The organism is Bradyrhizobium daqingense (assembly GCF_021044685.1).
Taxonomy (GTDB): Bacteria; Pseudomonadota; Alphaproteobacteria; order Rhizobiales; family Xanthobacteraceae; genus Bradyrhizobium; species Bradyrhizobium daqingense.
The window spans coordinates 1,730,391-1,748,968 of the sequence record NZ_CP088014.1 but is presented as its reverse complement, the minus strand read 5'-3'; the positions used below and the strand labels follow the sequence as shown (position 1 = coordinate 1,748,968).

Annotated in this window: 19 protein-coding genes, 1 tRNA gene and 1 pseudogene; 15 read left to right on the top strand and 6 right to left on the bottom strand. The window is 65.0% G+C overall.

From position 1 onward, the window contains the following. Positions 1-173: 173 nt before the first annotated feature. Positions 174-950, top strand: coding sequence for an IclR family transcriptional regulator (locus LPJ38_RS08175; protein ID WP_145640479.1), 777 nt, complete (start codon positions 174-176; stop codon positions 948-950). A 52-nt stretch (positions 951-1,002) separates the two neighbouring features. Here LPJ38_RS08175 and LPJ38_RS08170 read toward each other — a convergent pair whose 3' ends face one another. Beyond that, positions 1,003-1,905 (bottom strand): hypothetical protein, encoded by a 903-nt coding sequence (locus LPJ38_RS08170; RefSeq protein ID WP_145640483.1) that lies wholly within the window; start codon positions 1,903-1,905, stop codon positions 1,003-1,005. Between the two features lie 255 nt (positions 1,906-2,160). Between LPJ38_RS08170 and LPJ38_RS08165 the strand changes: the two genes are divergently transcribed. Both LPJ38_RS08165 and LPJ38_RS08160 read left to right on the top strand, forming a co-directional pair. Beyond that, complete coding sequence (locus LPJ38_RS08165; protein ID WP_145640486.1) at positions 2,161-2,367, top strand: YgaP family membrane protein; 207 nt, start codon at positions 2,161-2,163, stop codon at positions 2,365-2,367. 5 nt (positions 2,368-2,372) lie between these two features. Next, on the top strand, positions 2,373-2,918 hold the full coding sequence (locus tag LPJ38_RS08160; RefSeq protein WP_145640490.1) for an RNA polymerase sigma factor: 546 nt from the start codon (positions 2,373-2,375) through the stop codon (positions 2,916-2,918). 201 nt (positions 2,919-3,119) lie between these two features. Here LPJ38_RS08160 and LPJ38_RS08155 read toward each other — a convergent pair. After that, a protein-coding gene (locus tag LPJ38_RS08155) for an IS5 family transposase (protein WP_110115998.1) occupies positions 3,120-3,880 on the bottom strand; the annotation gives its coding sequence in 2 pieces (ribosomal slippage) (positions 3,120-3,541 and positions 3,541-3,880; 762 coding nt in all). Between the two features lie 183 nt (positions 3,881-4,063). Here LPJ38_RS08155 and LPJ38_RS08150 point away from each other — a divergent pair. Beyond that, positions 4,064-4,585: a methyltransferase family protein gene (locus LPJ38_RS08150; RefSeq protein ID WP_145641867.1), complete on the top strand. Its 522-nt coding sequence runs from the start codon at positions 4,064-4,066 to the stop codon at positions 4,583-4,585. A 48-nt stretch (positions 4,586-4,633) separates the two neighbouring features. Here LPJ38_RS08150 and LPJ38_RS08145 read toward each other — a convergent pair. After that, a tRNA-Arg gene (locus tag LPJ38_RS08145) sits at positions 4,634-4,710 on the bottom strand. Between the two features lie 291 nt (positions 4,711-5,001). Then, on the bottom strand, positions 5,002-6,504 hold the full coding sequence (locus LPJ38_RS08140; protein ID WP_145641869.1) for a sensor histidine kinase: 1,503 nt from the start codon (positions 6,502-6,504) through the stop codon (positions 5,002-5,004). Positions 6,505-6,852: 348 nt separating this feature from the next. Between LPJ38_RS08140 and rpmH the strand changes: the two genes are divergently transcribed. The 11 genes and pseudogenes from rpmH to dapE all read left to right on the top strand — a co-directional run bounded on the left by rpmH (position 6,853) and on the right by dapE (position 16,550). Beyond that, positions 6,853-6,987 carry a 50S ribosomal protein L34 gene (gene rpmH, locus LPJ38_RS08135; RefSeq protein ID WP_008542748.1) on the top strand — a complete coding sequence of 45 codons (135 nt, stop codon included), beginning with the start codon at positions 6,853-6,855 and terminating at the stop codon, positions 6,985-6,987. Between the two features lie 28 nt (positions 6,988-7,015). After that, a complete protein-coding gene (gene rnpA, locus LPJ38_RS08130) occupies positions 7,016-7,423 on the top strand; it encodes a ribonuclease P protein component (protein WP_145641871.1) in 408 nt (135 codons plus the stop codon). Positions 7,424-7,439: 16 nt separating this feature from the next. Continuing rightward, positions 7,440-9,290: a membrane protein insertase YidC gene (gene yidC / locus LPJ38_RS08125; RefSeq protein WP_145641873.1), complete on the top strand. Its 1,851-nt coding sequence runs from the start codon at positions 7,440-7,442 to the stop codon at positions 9,288-9,290. Between the two features lie 125 nt (positions 9,291-9,415). Beyond that, positions 9,416-10,069 (top strand): ribosome biogenesis GTP-binding protein YihA/YsxC, encoded by a 654-nt coding sequence (gene yihA / locus LPJ38_RS08120; protein ID WP_145641875.1) that lies wholly within the window; start codon positions 9,416-9,418, stop codon positions 10,067-10,069. After that, positions 10,069-10,434, top strand: coding sequence for a DUF423 domain-containing protein (locus tag LPJ38_RS08115; RefSeq protein ID WP_167520756.1), 366 nt, complete (start codon positions 10,069-10,071; stop codon positions 10,432-10,434). The genes yihA and LPJ38_RS08115 overlap by 1 nt, the downstream gene beginning before the upstream one ends. 139 nt (positions 10,435-10,573) lie before the next feature. Further along, on the top strand, positions 10,574-11,461 hold the full coding sequence (gene argB, locus LPJ38_RS08110; RefSeq protein WP_092292759.1) for an acetylglutamate kinase: 888 nt from the start codon (positions 10,574-10,576) through the stop codon (positions 11,459-11,461). A gap of 194 nt (positions 11,462-11,655) precedes the next feature. Next, positions 11,656-12,642 (top strand): DUF1036 domain-containing protein, encoded by a 987-nt coding sequence (locus LPJ38_RS08105; RefSeq protein WP_145641976.1) that lies wholly within the window; start codon positions 11,656-11,658, stop codon positions 12,640-12,642. Between the two features lie 193 nt (positions 12,643-12,835). Next, positions 12,836-13,527: pseudogene (locus LPJ38_RS08100) on the top strand (pyrimidine 5'-nucleotidase). A gap of 220 nt (positions 13,528-13,747) precedes the next feature. Beyond that, complete coding sequence (gene dapD / locus LPJ38_RS08095; protein ID WP_145641879.1) at positions 13,748-14,593, top strand: 2,3,4,5-tetrahydropyridine-2,6-dicarboxylate N-succinyltransferase; 846 nt, start codon at positions 13,748-13,750, stop codon at positions 14,591-14,593. Positions 14,594-14,610: 17 nt separating this feature from the next. Then, positions 14,611-15,387 carry a DUF805 domain-containing protein gene (locus LPJ38_RS08090; protein ID WP_347339045.1) on the top strand — a complete coding sequence of 259 codons (777 nt, stop codon included), beginning with the start codon at positions 14,611-14,613 and terminating at the stop codon, positions 15,385-15,387. Continuing rightward, entirely contained in the window at positions 15,384-16,550 is a 1,167-nt protein-coding gene (gene dapE / locus LPJ38_RS08085; RefSeq protein WP_145641881.1) for a succinyl-diaminopimelate desuccinylase, read from the top strand. Before LPJ38_RS08090 ends, dapE begins: the two co-directional genes overlap by 4 nt. Positions 16,551-16,684: 134 nt before the next feature. Here dapE and truA read toward each other — a convergent pair whose 3' ends face one another. Further along, complete coding sequence (truA, locus tag LPJ38_RS08080) at positions 16,685-17,422, bottom strand: tRNA pseudouridine(38-40) synthase TruA (protein WP_145641883.1); 738 nt, start codon at positions 17,420-17,422, stop codon at positions 16,685-16,687. 119 nt (positions 17,423-17,541) lie between these two features. Next, the gene (gene fmt, locus LPJ38_RS08075) at positions 17,542-18,477 is read right to left on the bottom strand and encodes a methionyl-tRNA formyltransferase (RefSeq protein WP_145641885.1); all 936 of its coding nucleotides are present in this window, start codon (positions 18,475-18,477) and stop codon (positions 17,542-17,544) included. Positions 18,478-18,578: the final 101 nt, after the last annotated feature.

Here is an 18,578-nt window from a genome sequence, read left to right as displayed (position 1 = left end):
ATCGATCAGCGCGGCGCAGATGATGCGCGGGCATCCGAATGCCGTTCAGGCGGAGCCGTTTCCTCGTCGAGCCCTGCACAGCCCAGGCATTCTTCTTGCCTTCGCCTATAGCGGCTTGCACCTTTGCAAACATCCCCTTAATTCCACTAAGTGGAAATGCCGGGAGGCTGGATATGGCGCAGATGCGCAGATATGCGGGCGGCGTCGATGGCAACCGCTCGCTCGAACGGGGTATCGAAATCCTCCGGGCTTTCCGACCCGGCATCGACACGCTCGGCAATGGCGAGATCGCCGAGCGGACCGGCTTGCCGCGCTCGACGGTCAGCCGGCTGACGCGAACGCTGGTCAATTCCGGGATGCTCGATGAGGTCCGCGCCGAGCGGGCCTACCGTCTTGCCGCGTCCGTCATCAGCGTCGGCCACGCGATGCGGACGGGATCACCCGTGCTCAACGCGATCGGCCCGATGATGCGGGCGGAATCGGCCAAGCGCCGGCTGAACGTCGGGCTCGCGACGGCAGATCGCACCATGATGGTCTATCTCGAATCGATCCGCTACAGTCCGCGCGCGGCGCTGCGCAACGTGGTCGCAGGCCAGCAGGTGCCGATGGAGTTGACGTCGCTGGGTCGCGCCTACCTGGCCGGCGTCGCAGAGACCGAGCGCGAGCGATTGCTGAAACTGTTCAAGCGGCGCAGCACTGCGGCCACCAAGGCGCTGCTCGCAGACGTCAGGAGATCGATCAGCGCCGTCGGACGCGAAGGCTATTGTGCGGTGTCGTGGCAGCCCGCCGTTCTCGCCGTCGCAACGCCCATCGTGCTGGCGGGACTTCCCGTCTACGCCCTCAACATGAGCTTGCAGAATGTCGATCGGTCCGACGCGCTGGCGCACCAGATCGGCGCGCACCTCAACGCCTTCGCGGCCAAGTGCAAGGAGGTGCTGGCGGGCGGATGACGGGGGTGGCTCGCGCTGAGCCAATCGGAGCGGAGGCGGTCACACCCCGCCGTTACAATTTCCCATAGACCCGCCCTGCGACCGCCTTCAGGCGCTCGACGGAGCCGGACTGCGGATGCGGTTTGACCGGAGCGAACACGATCGAGGCCTGCTTGCCATTCTTCCAGACATAGATGGTGACGGCGTTGCCGTTACCCTTTGTGCAGGAATGCTCGCCGAAGGCTTCGCTGCCGAGCTCAGGGATCGTCACATGCTTGCACGGGCCTGCGCGCTTCATCATCTGGACGGCGGTGTCGCGCGAGGTCGTGATCACCGCGGTGATCATCGTGTTGGCCTCGCGATCGAACATCATGCAGCTGCCCGCGCCGGTGCGTTGGACCGTCAGCGTTTTCGTGTCGAGAAAACCGTCGGCATCCGCGGCCGTGAGCCACTCGCAATTGCCGAACCGCTCGCTGCTCTTGTCCACATTGCCAACGGCAATGCGCGCAGCCTCGGTGAGCGGTCCGAGCAGCGCATCGTCGGCACGCCGGCCGGTCGGATGGACGGTGATCTGCAGAATGTAGTCGCCGGACAGCGCGACGACCGAGGCCTCCTGGCGCTCGGCGCCGGCCGCGGTCGCTCCGCCCTGGCCTTCCTCGCCGATCCCCGCCACTGCGCTCAGCTTCATGCGTTCACCGAGCGTCTTGACGAAGGTCGCGTACAATTCCCTGGCGCGGTCCTTGTCGGGATTGCGGAACACGGTCAGCATCATCGTGCCGCCGCGCCCGGCCTGGTAGATGCAGCCGCGGCCATCCTGATTGGAAATCAGTGACCATTTGAGCGCCGGCATCGCGCGGGCGAGCTCCTGGGCGCTGATGAATGGGCAGGTTTCGGCCGCGCGCGCGGGAAGCGCAGTGACGGCGGCCATTGCAAGGAACAGGGCGAGACAGGAGAGCAGGCGATCGAGGGTACGCATGGGACGTACTTACTACGCAATGGCGCTCCGCGGCCGATGAAGATGGGCAACTATCGTTTCGCCGTGACGCTATGGTTGATGACCCGTTTCGACAGGCCAGTTTGCGATGGCGGCGCGCCCCGCCGCCCACGCCAGCCTGCGGAAGCTGCGACCCCCGCAAATTTTTTTTCGTGCCGCGACCCCGGCGCCGGGTTTGCGCCCTCCTGTCCAGATGAATGCGCCATACCGGCGTGTCACGAACCGGAGCACAGAACCATGTGGTACAGGAAGAACGTTGGCGGGTGGGAGCGCGCGGCCAGACTGATCGGCGGGGGCTTGATGGTCATCTGCGGCGTGGTTGCGCTGCACGCTTCGCCGCTCGGGCTTTTGCTCAGCGGTGCGGGTGTGGTGACGCTGGCCACTGGCGTGTTCGGCTATTGTCCTGCTTGCGCCGTCGCCGGGCGCGAGCCACTGAAGGGGTGACCGCCTTGGCGCGCGTATCAGACGATCTCGTGCTCGCGGCACAGTCGGGCGACCGGCACGCGCTCACACAGCTCTTGGTGGCGCTGCAGCCGGACATTCGGCGCTACGCTCGGCGCCTTTGCTACCGTGCCTCGGTCATCGAAGATGTGGTGCAAGAAGCGCTCATCGTCGTGTACCGGCGCGTGGGCACGATCCGCAGTCCAGCCGCACTCGCTGGCTGGCTGCTAACGGTCATCGCGCGCCTTTGCATGCTGCCGGCGCTGATGCTGATGCGGGGAGTCGAGGAACTCGCCACCCTGGAAGAGTCACGCGAGCTCGCGAAGGTCCCGCCGGACGAGTTACGCATGGACCTGGTCAATGCGATCGAGTCGCTTTCGCCGTCGCATCGCGAAGTGCTGCTCCTGCGAGATCTCGAAGATCTGACGATTGGGGAAATTGCCGGGCGGCTCGGCGTGACGCGCGAAGCGGTCAAAAGCCGCCTGCGCCGCGCCCGCGCATTGGTGCGCGAATACCTGCTCGGCACAAAGGACAGCGGACGAGAAAGCACATGAGTTACTTTCGTGGAGTCGGCATGTTCGGAAGCGCCTTCCTGGGCGCACACCTGATGCGCGGCGCGGCTGCGGCGGCGCTACTCACTTGGGCCATCGTCCACCAGGCCGCGCACCCCTGGCCATCCCTAGGCGCGGGAATTGCCGCCCTCGTCGCGCTACGCGGATGCCCGATGTGCTGGACTGTGGGCTTAGGGTCCAGACTCAATTGAGCCAATATGCGACGAGAGCGGCGAGATGAACAGCGGCCAAAAAATTACGGGCGAGCTTGTCATATCGCGTGGCGATGCGCCGGAAGTCCTTGAGCCTGCAAAAGCAGCGTTCGATGACATTTCGTCCTTTGTAGGCGCGTTTGTTGAAGCGATGGATGACGACACGGTTAGATTTATTGGGGATTACGGGCTTGGCGCCACGACGAATGATTTCGCCGCGAAGCTTGTCGCCATCATACCCTTTGTCGGCGAGGAGCACGCTCATGGGTGGCGCGAGCGCCAGGACATCGGGAGCCGCAGCGATATCGGCATCCTGGCCTGGAGTCAGATGCAGGACGACCGGCCGGCAGAGCGGATCGCTCAGCGCATGGATTTTTGTCGTGCGGCCTCCGCGCGAGCGGCCGATTGCTTGATTGTGCTCCCCCCTTTTCCGCCGGAGGCACACCGGTGAGCTTTAATCGAGGTCGAGTCGAGCGACAGTACGACGCCGTCTTCGCCAGGCTTGGCCAGCGCTTCGAAGATTGCGCACCATCGTCCTCGCTTGGCCCAGCGATTGAAGCGATTGTAGATCGTCGTGTAAGGGCCGTATTCACGTGGACAATCACGCCATCGTGCACCCGATTGCAGCATGTGAATGATGCCGCTGACGATGCGTCGGTCGTCGTCCCGATCCGGCCCCGTCAGTCCCCTCGGCAGATGCGGTTCGATACGCGCCCATTGCCTGTCGTTCAGCCAAAACAAACCAGCGCGCATTCTCTCGCCCCCGAATCAACACGTAGGCAAGAGAATCACGTGGCGCTATTTAGGTACAGACCCTAGTCGAGACGCTTTCGCAGGGCCGTCGGGATTCATCGATGAGATAGTTGTTTGCGTGCGTGAGCCGGCGCCTCGATGTCGGGGCTGGCGCGCCTCGCGACAGGACGGGAAGGAGGTGCCATGCCGAAAACGATCGCGGTATTGGGCTCTGCCCTCTTCTTCGTCGTCGCGCCCTTGGTGCTGGCGGGGTTCATCCCATGGTGGACCACACATTGGGAATTCCAGCCGGCTTTTTTCGACCTTGAGCTGACCCGCGCCATCGGACTTATGTTGATCATTGCCGGAGTGCCCGGAGTCGTGGATTCGTTTGCGCGATTTGCACTGCAGGGGCTGGGAACGCCAGCCCCGATCGCGCCAACACAGAAGCTGGTGGTCACGGGTCTTTATCGCTACGTGCGAAATCCGATCTACGTCGGGGTCACTGCTGTCATTTCTGGTCAGGCACTTTTATTTGGCGACCAGCGCCTCCTCTGGTATGCCGCGCTGCTCTGGCTGTTTTTCCACGTCTGGGTCCTGTTGTTCGAAGAACCAACGCTCAAGGAGACATTTGGCGCGCAGTACGAGGATTTCCGGGCCAATGTCCCGCGCTGGATTCCGCGGCTCACGCCCTGGCGAGCCGCGGGGCGCCGGAGTCATTCATGATGCGGGCGCCACCACTTGAAGGGCGTGGTCGCGTGCCCTGCCGTAAAATGGCGCGCCCGGAACGATTCGAACGTCCGACCCTCAGATTCGTAGTCTGATGCTCTATCCAGCTGAGCTACGGGCGCGTTTTTCGCAAACAGCGCGGGCTTGGGCCCGCATGCAGCCGCCGGCGGGGCCGGAGGGGTGCGAAAGAGCGCTCTGACTAACCGCTCTTGCCCCTGTTGGCAAGGTCCGGGATGGGGAGATTTTGCAGGGAGATGACGGTTTCCGATGTCATTCCGGGATGCCCCGAAGGGGCAGGCCCGGAATCCATAATCCCGGCTGGTGGTTATGGATTCCGGGCTCGCGCTACGCGCGCCCCGGAATGACGGAGAAGGGTTTTTGGAAAGGAATACCGCCCACTCGCCCGCTGCCGACTACGCCCGCTGCCGCTCGTTGCGGATGGAGAGCAGTTCCACGGGACGGTCCGGGATGACGATGCGGAAGGTGGCGCCGATGGTGCCTTCGACGAGGTGGATGTCGCCGCCATGGGCGCGGACCAGCTCGGCGGCGATGGCAAGGCCAAGGCCGCTGCCGCCGGGGCGGCCGGAGGTCTGGAACGCCTCGAACAGGTGCTCCCGGGTCTTCTGGGGGACGCCGGGACCGGTGTCGGAGACCTCGAGGATCGCGACCGCGCCCTCGCGTTTTCCGGTGATCCGGATCTGCTGCACGCCGCCATCGCCGGACGAGGCATGGGTTTCCAGGGCCTGGGCGGCGTTGCGGACGAGGTTGAGCAGCACGCGGAACAGCTGGTCGGGATCGGCATCGACGGCGAGCCCGCGCTCGATCGCGGCAACCCAGGCGATCGAGGCGTCGGATGCAAGGCCCGCGGTCTCGCGCACCTCCAGGACGACCGGCTCGATCAGGATCATGCGGCGGTCCGGCGCGGCCTCCTGGGCGCGGCCGTAGGACAGTGTCGACTGGCAGAAGGCGATGGCGCGTTCGAGCGAGCGCACCAGCTTCGGCGCGAAGCGCTGCACCCGCGGATCCGGCACGCTGGCGAGCTGGTCCGACAGAAGCTGGGCCGAGGCGAGCAGATTGCGCAGATCGTGGTTGATCTTGGAGACCGCCAGCCCCAGGGCGGCGAGGCGGCTCTTCTGATTCAGCATCGACATCAGGTCGCGCTGCATGTCCGACAATTCGCGTTCGGCAACCCCGATCTCATCGCTGCGCTGGCTCGGCACGATGATGCCGGCCGAGCTTTCGGGATTCTCGTGGAAGCCGACCAGGCTCGCGGTCAGCCGCCGCATCGGGCGCACGAAGAGATAATGGAGCGCGAGATAGACGAGGCCTGCGGTCAGCACCGCGATGATCAGCGCGACCACGACGAGGTTGCGGGAGAAGCGGTACATCTGCTTCCGCAGCGGCAATTCGTCGGTGACGATCTCGATGAACTGGGCATTGCCGACGCCGGGGCCGACGATGCGGATGGCCTGGTTGCCGGTCTCCAGCATCATCCGGAACGAGCCGGTGATCGCCTCCCAGGCCGTCATATCGCGCAGGTCGATGTCGTGCTCGATCGCGGCCGGAATGTTGTCGCTGGCGAGCAGCCGGCGCTGCTGGCCCATCTTGATGGCGACCGCACGGGCGTTGATGCTCTTCAGTATCTGCCGCGACAGCGAATCGGGGACCATGCCGAGCGGCGCCGCATCCAGCACCAGCGCCGCGGTGTTGGCCGCCGCTACGCGATCATTCAGCCGGTTGACCCAGAAATTCGCGATGGCCGGCACATAGAGCAGCACCGCGGCGATCATCACCAAGGGAATGGTGAGCAGCAGCAGCTTGCCGGACAACCCAAGCCCGCGCGATCCACGCGGCCGTATCGCCGGCTGGTCCGGCTGATCCGTATCCTGGATCGGCTGGCGATCGGTGGCTGCCACGAGATTCGCCCCTGTTGGCTTGGCGGATGCAAGATGCGACCCGCCCGGGATGCGGTCAAATTACGGATCGCTAATCTGCCGAGGTGGGATGTAGGCGCTGATAGCGCGAGTCGCCACCTCAAGGGTTAAAAACCCCACGCAAACAGCGATATTCACGAAAATCGAGCGCTTGTGCGGCGTTGACGAAAACAAGGCGCTCCCTTATAAGCCGCGCGAATTGTCCGCGATGACCCGGTGTGACGCCGGGAGCGGCTCTCTTGGGGCCGAAAAGGGCCCGTTTTGGGCCGCATCTTCCGGACTTTACCATCAATTCTACAGGCAAATTGCCCGGTCAGCGGAGAAAAACCCGTGAAGCGGACTTATCAACCCAGCAAACTGGTGCGCAAGCGCCGTCACGGCTTCCGTGCCCGTCTCGCCACTGCCGGCGGCCGCAAGGTTCTCGCCGCCCGCCGCGCCCGCGGCCGCAAGCGTCTGAGCGCCTGAGCCGGACCCCCTTTTCCGGGATTTCATCATGGATCGGCTGAGGCAGCGGGCGGATTTCCTCGCCGTTGCCAATGGCGCGCGGGCGAATAGTCCCGCGTTCGTCCTGCAAAGCCTTGACCGAAAAAGCCTTGGCCGGGACGATTCCGGCCCGATCCGAATCGGCTTCACCGTCACCAAGAAGAACGGCAACGCCCCCGAGCGCAATCGTATCCGGCGCCGGCTTCGCGAACTGGTGAAGCGGCTCGATCCGGTGTCGATGCAACCCCATCATGATTACGTGCTGGTCGGCCGAAGGGACGCGCTCTCGCGCGACTTCGCGACCATGCTCGACGATCTGCGCATGGCATTCACGAAGCCCGCGCGGCATACGCCCAAGGGACCGGCGACGGGACGCGGCGAGAAGCCGGGCCCAGCGACACGCCGCAAACCGGATTGATGACGAGACAATATCGATGACCGACAACCGCAATACGATCCTCGCCATCATTCTGTCCGGCCTCGTGCTGATCGCCTGGCAGTATTTCTACAATGTGCCGCAGATGGAGAAGCAGCGCGCCCAGCAGCAGGCGCAGGCCGAGCTCCAGAAGGGCAGCACGCCGCAGCCCAGCGCGTCCGCGACGCCGGGCAGCGCGCCGCAACCCGGCGCGGCTCAGCCGTCAACGCCGGCAACGAGCCAGGTCCAGCCGGTCGTGTCCCGCGACGCTGCGATTGCAGCCAGCCCGCGCGTGAAGATCGAGACGCCGCGGATCGTCGGCAGCATCTCGCTGAAGGGCGGTCGCATCGACGACATCGCGCTGGTGCAATACCGCGAGACGGTCGATCCGAAATCGCCGCCGATCGTCCTTTATTCGCCCTCGGGCACGGCGGAGCCCTATTACGCCGAGTTCGGCTGGGTGGCGGCGACCGGCGTGACGGCGAAGATGCCGGACGCCCAGACCGTCTGGCAGCAGGAGGGCAGCGGCAGCCTGACGCCGTCGACGCCCGTGGTGCTGAAATGGGACAATGGCGACGGCCTGACCTTCCGCCGCACCATCGCCGTCGACGACCATTATCTCTTCACCGTCAAGGACGAGGTGAGCAATGTCGGCAACGCGCCCGTTACGCTCTATCCGTTCGCGCTGATCTCGCGCCATGGCGCGCCGCATGTCTCGGGCTATTACATCCTGCATGAGGGCCTGATCGGCTATCTCGGTGAACACAGGCTGCAAGAATATGCCTACAGCAAGATCGACGAAGCCAAGCAGGTGAACTTCAAGGCCACCAATGGCTGGCTCGGCATCACCGACAAATACTGGGCTTCCGCGCTGCTGCCGGACACCAATGCCCAGCTCCAGGCGCGTTTCTCGTCGAACCCGGTCGGCAAGGTCCATACCTACCAGACCGACTACCTGCTCGATCCTGTCACCGTCGCGATCGGCGGCACCGCGACGGCGCACGCGCGGCTGTTTGCAGGCGCCAAGGAAGCCGGCGTGGTCGGCATCAATTTCCCGCTCGCAGGCCTCGGCGGCTACAACAAGGCGCTCGGCCTCAACCAGTTCGACCTGTTGATCGACTGGGGCTGGTTCTACTTCCTCACCAAGCCGATGTTCCTCGGCCTCGACTTCTTCTTCCGCTTCTTCGGCAATTTCGGCATCTCGATCCTGCTGGTGACGGTGATCGTGAAGCTGCTGTTCTTCCCACTGGCGAACAAGTCCTACGCCTCGATGGCGAAGATGAAGTCGATCCAGCCGCAGCTGCTGGCGCTGAAGGAGCGTTATCCCGACGACAAGGTGAAGCAGCAGCAGGAGATGATGGAGATCTACCGCAAGGAGAAGATCAACCCGGTCGCCGGCTGTCTTCCCGTGCTGATCCAGATCCCGGTATTCTTCGCGCTATACAAGGTGCTTTTCGTCACCATCGAGATGCGGCACGCGCCGTTCTACGGCTGGATCAAGGACCTCTCGGCGCCGGACCCGACCAATCTGTTCAACCTGTTCGGGCTGCTCCCGTTCGATCCGACCACGATTCCGGTGTTCGGCCATTACCTCGCGCTCGGCATCTGGCCGATCATCATGGGCATCACGATGTGGTTCCAGATGAAGCTGAACCCGACGCCGCCGGATCCGACGCAGCAGCTCATCTTCAACTGGATGCCGCTGATCTTCACCTTCATGCTGGCCGGCTTCCCGGCGGGTCTCGTGATCTACTGGGCCTGGAACAATTTGCTCTCGGTGATCCAGCAGAGCTACATCATGCGCCGCAACGGCGTGAAGGTGGAGCTGTTCGACAATCTCAAGGCGACGTTCGCGCGGAAGGCGACGTAAGCGCCGTCACTACGGGCCGTCATTGCGAGGAGCCAAGCGACGAAGCAATCCAGAATCCCTCCGCGGATGCATTTCTGGATTGCTTCGCTTCGCTCGCAATGACGCGGGGAAACAGCGAGCTTCGCATGACCGACGACAAAGATGCGAGGCTGATCGAAGCCGGACGAAAGCTGTTTGCCAGGGACTGGCAGTTCATCTGGGCCTCGCCGTCGATCGCGACGCTGCCGCCGATGGCGGGGCTGGAGATCGCCTTTGCCGGCCGCTCCAATGTCGGCAAGTCGAGCCTCATCAACGCGCTCACGGGGCGCAACGCGCTGGCCCGCACCTCGCATACGCCGGGCCGCACCCAGGAGCTGATCTTCTTCGAGGTCCCCGGCAAAGGTGACCTGCGCCTCGTCGACATGCCCGGCTACGGATATGCCAAGGCGCCCAAGAGCCAGGTGGCGTCCTGGACCGAGCTGATCCACAAATTCCTGCTGGGACGCGCCTCGCTCGCGCGCGTCTATGTGCTGATCGACGCGCGACACGGGATCAAGGAGGTCGATCTCGAAGTCCTCAAGACGCTCGACCGCTCCGCCGTCAGCTATCAGATCGTGCTGACCAAGGCCGATCAGGTGAAGGCCGCCGAGCTGCAGGCGCGCATCGCCGAGACCGAGGCTGCGCTCGCCAAGCATCCCGCCGCGTTCCCGAACGTGCTCGCAACCTCGTCGCGGAGCTCCACCGGCATGGAGAGCTTGCGCGCCGCGATGGCGAAGCTTCTGGAAGAGCGGGGCTCGTGATGGCGATGCAACGCCTGCTGATCGGGCTCGCCGGCCTGATGGGTGCTGCCGGCGTCGCGCTGGCGGCGGCCTCCGCACATGGCGCCGACGCGAGCCGGCTGGCATCGGCCAGCGCCATGCTGCTGTTTCATGCAACCGCCATACTCGCGACCGTCGCGCTGCTTGCGCGCGGCCTTCTGCACGGCGGAATTGGCCTTGCGGCCGCGTGCGGCCTCGCAGTCGGCGCCCTGCTGTTCGCGGGCGACCTCACCTTGCGGCAATATGCCGGGCACGCGCTGTTTCCGATGGCGGCGCCGACGGGCGGCATGGTGATGATCGCGGGCTGGATCGCCGTGACGCTGGCGGCGGTGGCGGCAAGGAAGTAGGTCTCGTGCCCCGGACGCAGCGCAGCGCGTCAGCGGTGCGCTGCGTCCGGGGCACGAGACCGCATGCCAACCACACTTTGCGCCACGCCCGCCGATCGGATAGAACGCGCACCGACCGACCCGCCAGCGAGACCGTGACATGACCGACATCTCCCCGCTCGACCAGGCCCGCATCCTGTCCGAAGCGCTGCCGCACATGCAGCAATATGACGAGGAAACCATCGTCATCAAGTATGGCGGCCATGCCATGGGCGACGAGGAGACCGCCAAGAACTTCGCCCGCGACATCGTGCTGCTCGAGCAGACCGCAATCAATCCCGTCGTCGTGCACGGCGGCGGCCCGCAGATCGCGACCATGCTCAAGCGGCTCGGCATCGTCTCGGAATTCGCCGCCGGCCTGCGCATCACCGACGCCGCGACCATCGAGATCGTCGAGATGGTGCTGGCCGGCTCCGTCAACAAGCAGATCGTCGGCTACATCAACGAGGCCGGCGGCAAGGCCGTGGGCCTGTCGGGTAAGGACGGCAACATGGTGAAGGCGTCGAAGACGACGCGCACCATCATCGATCCGGATTCGCATATCGAGAAGGCGGTCGATCTCGGCTTCGTCGGCGACCCCGAGAAGGTCGACCTCACCTTGCTCAACCAGTTGATCGGCTACGAGCTGATCCCGGTGCTGGCGCCGCTCGCGACCTCCAAAGAGGGCCAGACGCTGAACATCAACGCGGACACCTTTGCCGGTGCAGTGGCCGGCGCGCTCAAGGCCAAGCGCCTCTTGCTGCTCACCGACGTGCCCGGCGTGCTCGACAAGTCGAAGAAGCTGATCCCGCAATTGTCCGTTAAGGACGCGCGAAAGCTGATCGCCGACGGCACCATTTCCGGCGGCATGATCCCGAAGGTCGAGACCTGCATCTACGCGCTCGAGCAGGGCGTCGAGGGCGTCGTCATCATCGACGGCAAGATGCAGCACGCGGTGCTGCTGGAGCTCTTCACCAACCAGGGCACGGGCACGCTGATCCACAAGTGATGAGCTGGGCGCCTCGACGAAAGAACGTCATGGCCGGGCCTGTCCCGCCTGCGCGGCCGAAGCCGCTTCGGCGCGGCGAAGGCCCGGCCATCCACGATCTTTCTCGCGGCCCAGACGTGGATGGCCGGGTCAAGCCCGGCCATGACGAGCGGAGAGTTCAGCGCCCCCGCCGCTCCCCCCTCGCCCGCTTCCTGATGACGCTGCCCGCCGCAGCCGTCTCGTTCTTCTTCTCCTCCGCGCCTGCGATCGCCGATCTCAAGATCTGCAACCGCATGTCCTATGTCGTCGAGGCCGCGATCGGCATCGACGACAAGGCGGCGACCGCGACGCGCGGCTGGTTCAGGATCGATCCTGCGACCTGCCGCGTGGTGGTGCAGGGCACGCTGACGGCCGACCGCATCCTGCTCAACGCCCGCGCCCTCGGCGTCTATGGCGCCTCCCCGATCCCGCAGAACGGCCGCGACATGCTGTGCGTGGCGCAGGACAATTTCGTCATCGCGGCGGCACGGCAGTGCCGCAGCGGCCAGGTCCAGGCCGCCTTCACGCAGGTGACGCCGACGCAAGCCGCGGACGGCAACCTCATTGCCTATCTCGCCGAGGATTCCGAATATGACGACGAGCAGGCGCGCCTCGCCGGAATCCAGCGGCTGCTGGTGATCGCGGGCTACGACGTCGGCGCGATCGACGGTGTCGACGGGCCGAAAACGCAAGCCGCGCTCACCGCCTTTCTGAAGAGCCGTGGCCTCGCGTCCGACACCGTGTCGTCGCAAACCTTCTTCAAGACCATGGTCGACGCGGTGCAGACGCCGTCGGCGAGCGGCCTCACCTGGTGCAACGACACGCCGCACAAGGTGATGGCGGCGGTCGCGACCGACGACGGCAAGTCGGTGACGAGCCGCGGCTGGTATCGCATCGATCCCAAGACGTGCCTGCACCCTGATGTGTCAGGCCAGCCCAAACAGATCTTCAGCTTCGCCGAAGCGGTCGATGCCGACAACCGCGTCGTCAAGCTGAAGGACCGGCCGCTGAACTGGGGCGGCGACAAGCAGCTCTGCACGCGCGAGACCAAGTTCGAGACCAGCGAGCAGACCGATTGCGGCGCCCGCGGCTTCGCCGCGACGGGATTCGGCGCGGTGGATATGTCGAGCGGCGGCAAGACGCTGCGCTTTGCGGTGCCGTGAGGGGTGGTCATGATCAGCACGCAAGCGTCTACAAACTCCCCTGTCGTCCCCGCGAAGGCGGGGACCCATGACCCCAGGGAGTGGTTGTGGCGCGAAGCTGGTCATCCCGAATCTTCGCCAAATTCCTTCCTGGGGTTATTGGTCCCGGGCTCGCGCTTCGCGCGCCCCGGGACGACGAGCTGAGAATGTCGATATGAAATCTCCCCGCAGCTTCACTCACGTCGACACCTGGGTGTTCGATCTCGACAACACGCTCTATCCGCATCACGTCAATCTGTGGCAACAGGTGGATGCGCGGATCGGGGAGTTCGTCTGCAACTGGCTGAACGTCACGCCGGAGGAAGCGCGCAAGATCCAGAAGGATTATTACCAGCGCTTCGGCACCACCATGCGCGGCATGATGACCCTGCACGGCGTCTCTGCCGACGACTACCTCGCCTATGTGCACAAGATCGACCATTCGCCGCTGGAGCCGAACCCGCAGCTCGGCAAGCCATCGCAAAGCTGCCGGGGCGAAAGCTGATCCTGACCAACGGCTCGGTCGATCATGTCGATGCCGTGCTGGCGCGGCTCGGCTTCGCCTCACACTTCGACGGCGTGTTCGACATCATCGCCGCCGGGTTCGAGCCCAAGCCGGCGGAGCAGACCTACCGGAAATTCCTGAGCGACCATGCGGTCGATCCGACCCGCGCCGCCATGTTCGAGGATCTCGCCCGCAACCTCACCGTCCCGCACGCACTCGGCATGACCACGGTGCTGGTGGTGCCCGACGGCACCAAGGAGGTGGTGCGCGAGGATTGGGAACTGGAGGGCCGGGATGCCGCTCATGTCGACCACGTCACGGATGATCTGACAGGGTTTTTGGGTCAGTTGTCGCCGAAGTAACCGTCGTCGTCCCGGGGCGCGAAGCGAGCCCGGGACCCATAACCACAGGGAGTGGTCGTGGCGCGAGATCGATAACCCCGAGTCCTCACCAAACGGCTGTCTGTGGCTATGGGTCCCGCGCCCGGGACGACGACCGAGTATGCCTTGACTCCGTCCGCCCAAATCCCGAAAAAGCGCTCCAATTCACCACAAATTCCTGTCTGTCCCTGAGGAAATCCCGATGTCCCTTGCAGCCCTCGAATCCACCATCAACAGCGCCTTCGACGCGCGTGACGGCATCTCGATTTCGACCAAGGGCGAGGTGCGCGAGGCCGTGGACCAAGCGCTGGAGACCTTGGACAAGGGCGAGGCGCGCGTGGCCGAACGCGGGGCCGACGGCAAGTGGAAGGTCAATCAATGGCTGAAGAAGGCCGTGCTGCTGTCGTTCCGCCTCAACGACATGGACGTCATTCCCGGCGGTCCGGGCAAGGCGAATTGGTGGGACAAGGTGCCCTCGAAGTTCGAAGGCTGGGGCGAGAACCGCTTTCGCGACGCCGGCTTTCGCGCCGTGCCGGGCGCGGTCGTCCGCCGTTCGGCCTTCATCGCCAAGAACGTCGTGCTGATGCCGTCCTTCGTCAATCTCGGCGCCTATGTCGATGAGAGCACCATGGTCGACACCTGGGCCACCGTCGGTTCCTGCGCCCAGATCGGCAAGCGCGTGCACATCTCCGGCGGCGCCGGCATCGGCGGCGTGCTCGAGCCGCTGCAGGCCGAGCCCGTGATCATCGAGGACGATTGCTTCATCGGCGCGCGCAGCGAGGTCGCCGAGGGCGTGATCGTGCGCAAGGGCGCGGTGCTGGCGATGGGCGTGTTCCTGGGCGCCTCGACCAAGATCGTCGACCGCGAGACCGGCGAGGTCTTCATGGGCGAAGTCCCCGAATATTCGGTGGTGGTGCCGGGCGCGCTGCCCGGCAAGCCGATGAAGAACGGGCAGATCGGCCCGAGCACGGCCTGCGCTGTCATCGTCAAGCGCGTCGACGAGCGCACGCGCTCCAAGACCAGCATCAACGAGCTGCTGCGGGATTGATGTCAGGCGAATAGCGAATGGCCAGTGGCGAATGGGGCCTGGGCCCTACTCGCCATTCGCTATTCACCATTCGCCTCATCGAACCCACCCTCGCTCCATCGCGACCAATTTTCGGGCGGCGCCGCCTGCCCGGAGCCTCTCGCATGGACTGGACCTGGTACCTCTTCCGCTTCGACGGCCGCATGGGCCGCGCCTTGCTGTGGCAGGCGCTGCTGATCGTTGCGCTGCTCACGACCTTGCTGGACGTGATCGGTCAGATCATCCATCTGTCCAATGCCGACGGATCGTTGCAGCTCTCGCTCAAGCTCGATTTCGATTTCGGCCTCGGCGACCTATTCAAGCTGCTGGACCACCGGGTCTACCCCGCGTTGACGTCTGCCGACCGCGGACCCCTGATCCTGAGGACATTCGGCACGGCGCTGTTCCTCTGGATCTTTCTCGCGACAGCGATCAAGCGGCTGCACGATCGCGACAAGAGTGGATGGTGGCTCGTCCCGTTCTTCCTCGTGCCAGGTCTGTTCAATCAGTTTTCGGACTTGGTGCCTGACTCGCACTGGATGCTTCCGGTCCACCTCGGCGCTGGGATGCTTTGGCTGTGGGGTCTCGTCGAGATGTTCTGCGTACCGGGCAGCGTCGGCGACAACCGGTTCGGCCCCGCCCCCCTGGCTCGGATCGAGGATACCGCCGCGCCCAGCGCGACCTCCGCAAAAGTCTGGGACCAGAGCCGCGAGATCGAATTTGTTCCGCCCCGTGCTAGCCCACCCGGCGGCATGCATGTTAAGCGGAGCGCATGACCGATGCTCTCTCCATTGCCCGTGACCTGATCCGCTGCCCCTCGGTGACCCCGGCCGATGCCGGTGCGCTCGGGGTGCTTGAAGAACTCCTCAACGCCGCCGGCTTCACTTGCCACCGCGTGACGTTCAGCGAGGAAGGCACCGCCGACGTCGACAATCTCTATGCGCGGATCGGCAGCGAGGGCCCGCACATCACCTTTGCCGGACACACCGACGTTGTGCCGCCGGGTGACGAGAGCGCCTGGAGCGTTGGTGCGTTCTCCGGTGAGGTGAAGGACGGCGTGCTGCATGGCCGCGGCGCGGTCGACATGAAGGGCGGCATCGCCTGCTCGGTCGCAGCTGTCCTGCAGCATCTCGCCGCCAATGGCGGCAAGCCGCGCAGCGATGGGAAGGGCTCGATCTCTTTCCTGATCACCGGCGACGAGGAAGACGTCTCCATCAACGGCACCATCAAGCTGCTGAAATGGGCCGCCGGGCGCGGCGAGAAGTTCGACCATTGCGTGCTGGGCGAGCCTTCCAATGTCGAGACACTCGGCGACACCATCAAGGTCGGCCGCCGCGGCTCGCAATCGGGCACGCTCTATGTCGAGGGCGTGCAGGGCCACGTCGCCTATCCGCATCGCGCCTCCAATCCGGTGCCGGATATTTCGCGGCTGATCGTGGCGATCTCGGACGAGCCGCTCGATCACGGCAGCGCGCAATTCCAGGCCTCCAACCTCGAATTCACCTCGGTCGACGTCGGCAACAAGGCGAGCAACGTCATTCCCGGCGAGGCCCGCGCGAAATTCAACATCCGCTACAACGACAACCACACGCAAGCGAGCTTGCGTGAGCTGGTCGAGACGCGCCTGGCAAAAGCCTGCGGCAACCGCATCAAGGCCCGCATCGTCTGGGAGCCCTCCAACTCCAACGTGTTCGTGACCAAGCCGGGCCCGTTCACCGATCTCGCAGTGGCCGCGATCGAGGAGATGACCGGCCGCAAGCCGGAGCTGTCGACCTCGGGCGGCACCTCGGACGCGCGCTTCATCTCCAGCTACTGCCCGGTGATCGAGTTCGGCCTGGTCGGCCAGACCATGCACCAGATCGACGAGCGCGTGCCGGTGGCTGATCTGGAAAAGCTGACCAAGGTGTATCGGGGGATTTTGGCACGGTATTTTGCTTAGCCTCGTCATCGCCAAACATTCCGCCGTCATGCCCGGGCTTGTCCCGGGCATCCACGTTCTTTGCCCCGGCTGGTAAGAAAGATCGTGGATGGCCGGGACGAGCCCGGCCATGACGAGGGAGGCGGCATCAGGCTCTAATAATCCACCTTCACCAGATACAGTCCCTCCGGCGGGGCGACGATGCCGCAGGCGGCGCGGTTGCGGGCGGCGAGAGCGGCGGAGAGATCGTCGGGTGTCCAGCGGCCCTCGCCGACCCAGACCAGCGAGCCCACCATCGAGCGCACCTGGCTGTGCAGGAACGAGCGCGCGGAGGTGATGATCGTGATCTCGCGGCCGTCGCGCACAACATCGAGCTGGTCGAGCGTCTTCTCCGGCGATTTGGCCTGGCACTCGGTGTCGCGGAACGTGGTGAAATCGTGCTTGCCGAGCAGACGCTGCGCGGCCGCATGCATCGCGTCGCTGTCGAGCCGTCGCGGCACGCGCCAGGCGTGGCCGACGTCGAGGGCGAGATTGGCGCGGGTGTTGACGATGCGGTAGCGGTAATGGCGCTTGATGGCCGAGAAGCGCGCCTCGAAAGTGTCGGGAACGATCTCGGCCTCGAGCACCGCGACCGGATGCGGGCGCAGATGCGCGTTGAGTCCGTCGCGAAACCGACCCGGCGGAAACGGTTTTGCGATATCGACATGCGCGACCTGGCCGAGCGCATGGACGCCGGCGTCGGTGCGGCCGGCGCCGTGCACGCGCAGATCGGCGCCGGTCATCGCCTTGACCGCGGTTTCCAGTGCACCCTGCACCGAGGGCAGCGTGTCCTGGATCTGCCAGCCGAAGAACGGCGCGCCGTCATATTCGATGGTGAGCTTGTAGCGGGGCATCTCAATCCGGGTGGTGTCATCGCCCGGCTTGACCGGGCGATCCAGTACGCCGAGGCTTATCCGTTAGACCGAGAAGCCTCGGCGTACTGGATACCCCGCCTTCGCGGGGTATGACAGTGTCACGTGAACTTCGCTCCCGCCTTCAGCGGCACGCCGTGCAGGAAGTCCGCGACCTGCATGCGGGCTTTGCCTTCGCGCTGCAGCTCGATGATGCGGATGGCGCCCTCGCCGCAGGCGATGGTAAGGTGGTCGTCGAGCACTTCGCCCGGTGCGCCCGCACCTTTCGCCAGCTCGCAGCGCAGGATTTTCACACGCGCATTCTCGCTGACGCCTGCAAGCTCCGCCCAGGCGCCGGGGAACGGCGACAGGCCGTGGATGTGGCGCAGCACCGCGCGCGCAGGCTTGGTCCAGTCGATCCGCGCCTCGGCCTTGTCGATCTTGGCAGCGTAGGTGACACCCTCCTCGCTCTGCTTCTTGAGCTGGAGCCCGCCGCGATCCAGCGCGGCCATCGCACGCACCATGAGATCGGCGCCCAACCGGGAGAGACGGTCGTGCAGGTCAGCTGCGGTCATATTATCCGTGATCGCAAGACGCTCGGCCATGGCGACGTCGCCGGTATCCAAGCCGACATCCATCTTCATCACCATCACGCCGCTCTCGGCGTCGCCCGCCATGATGGCGCGGTTGATGGGCGCGGCGCCACGCCAGCGCGGCAAGAGCGAAGCGTGCAGATTGTAGCAGCCGAGCCGAGGCGTATCGAGGATCGCCTGCGGCAGGATCATGCCATAGGCGACGACGACGGCCGCATCGGCATCGAACGCACGAAACTCATCCAGCGCTTCCGGCGTCTTCAACGTCTTCGGCGTCAGCACGGGAACGCCGAGCTTTCGCGCGGCGTCCTCGACCGGGGTCGGCTGCAATTGCAGGCCGCGCCGCCCGCCCGGCTTCGGCGCGCGGGTGTAGACGGCTACGATCTCGTGGCCATGCGCGACCAGCTCGAGCAGCGTCGGCACGGAGAAATCGGGCGTGCCCATGAAGATCAGGCGGAGGGGCATGGGGCGAGACAATCCTCGGACGCGAGCAAGGTTACTCGTCATGGCCGGGCTTGTCCCGGCCATCCACGTTCTCCTGCCCGCGGCGCTAGAGAACGTGGATG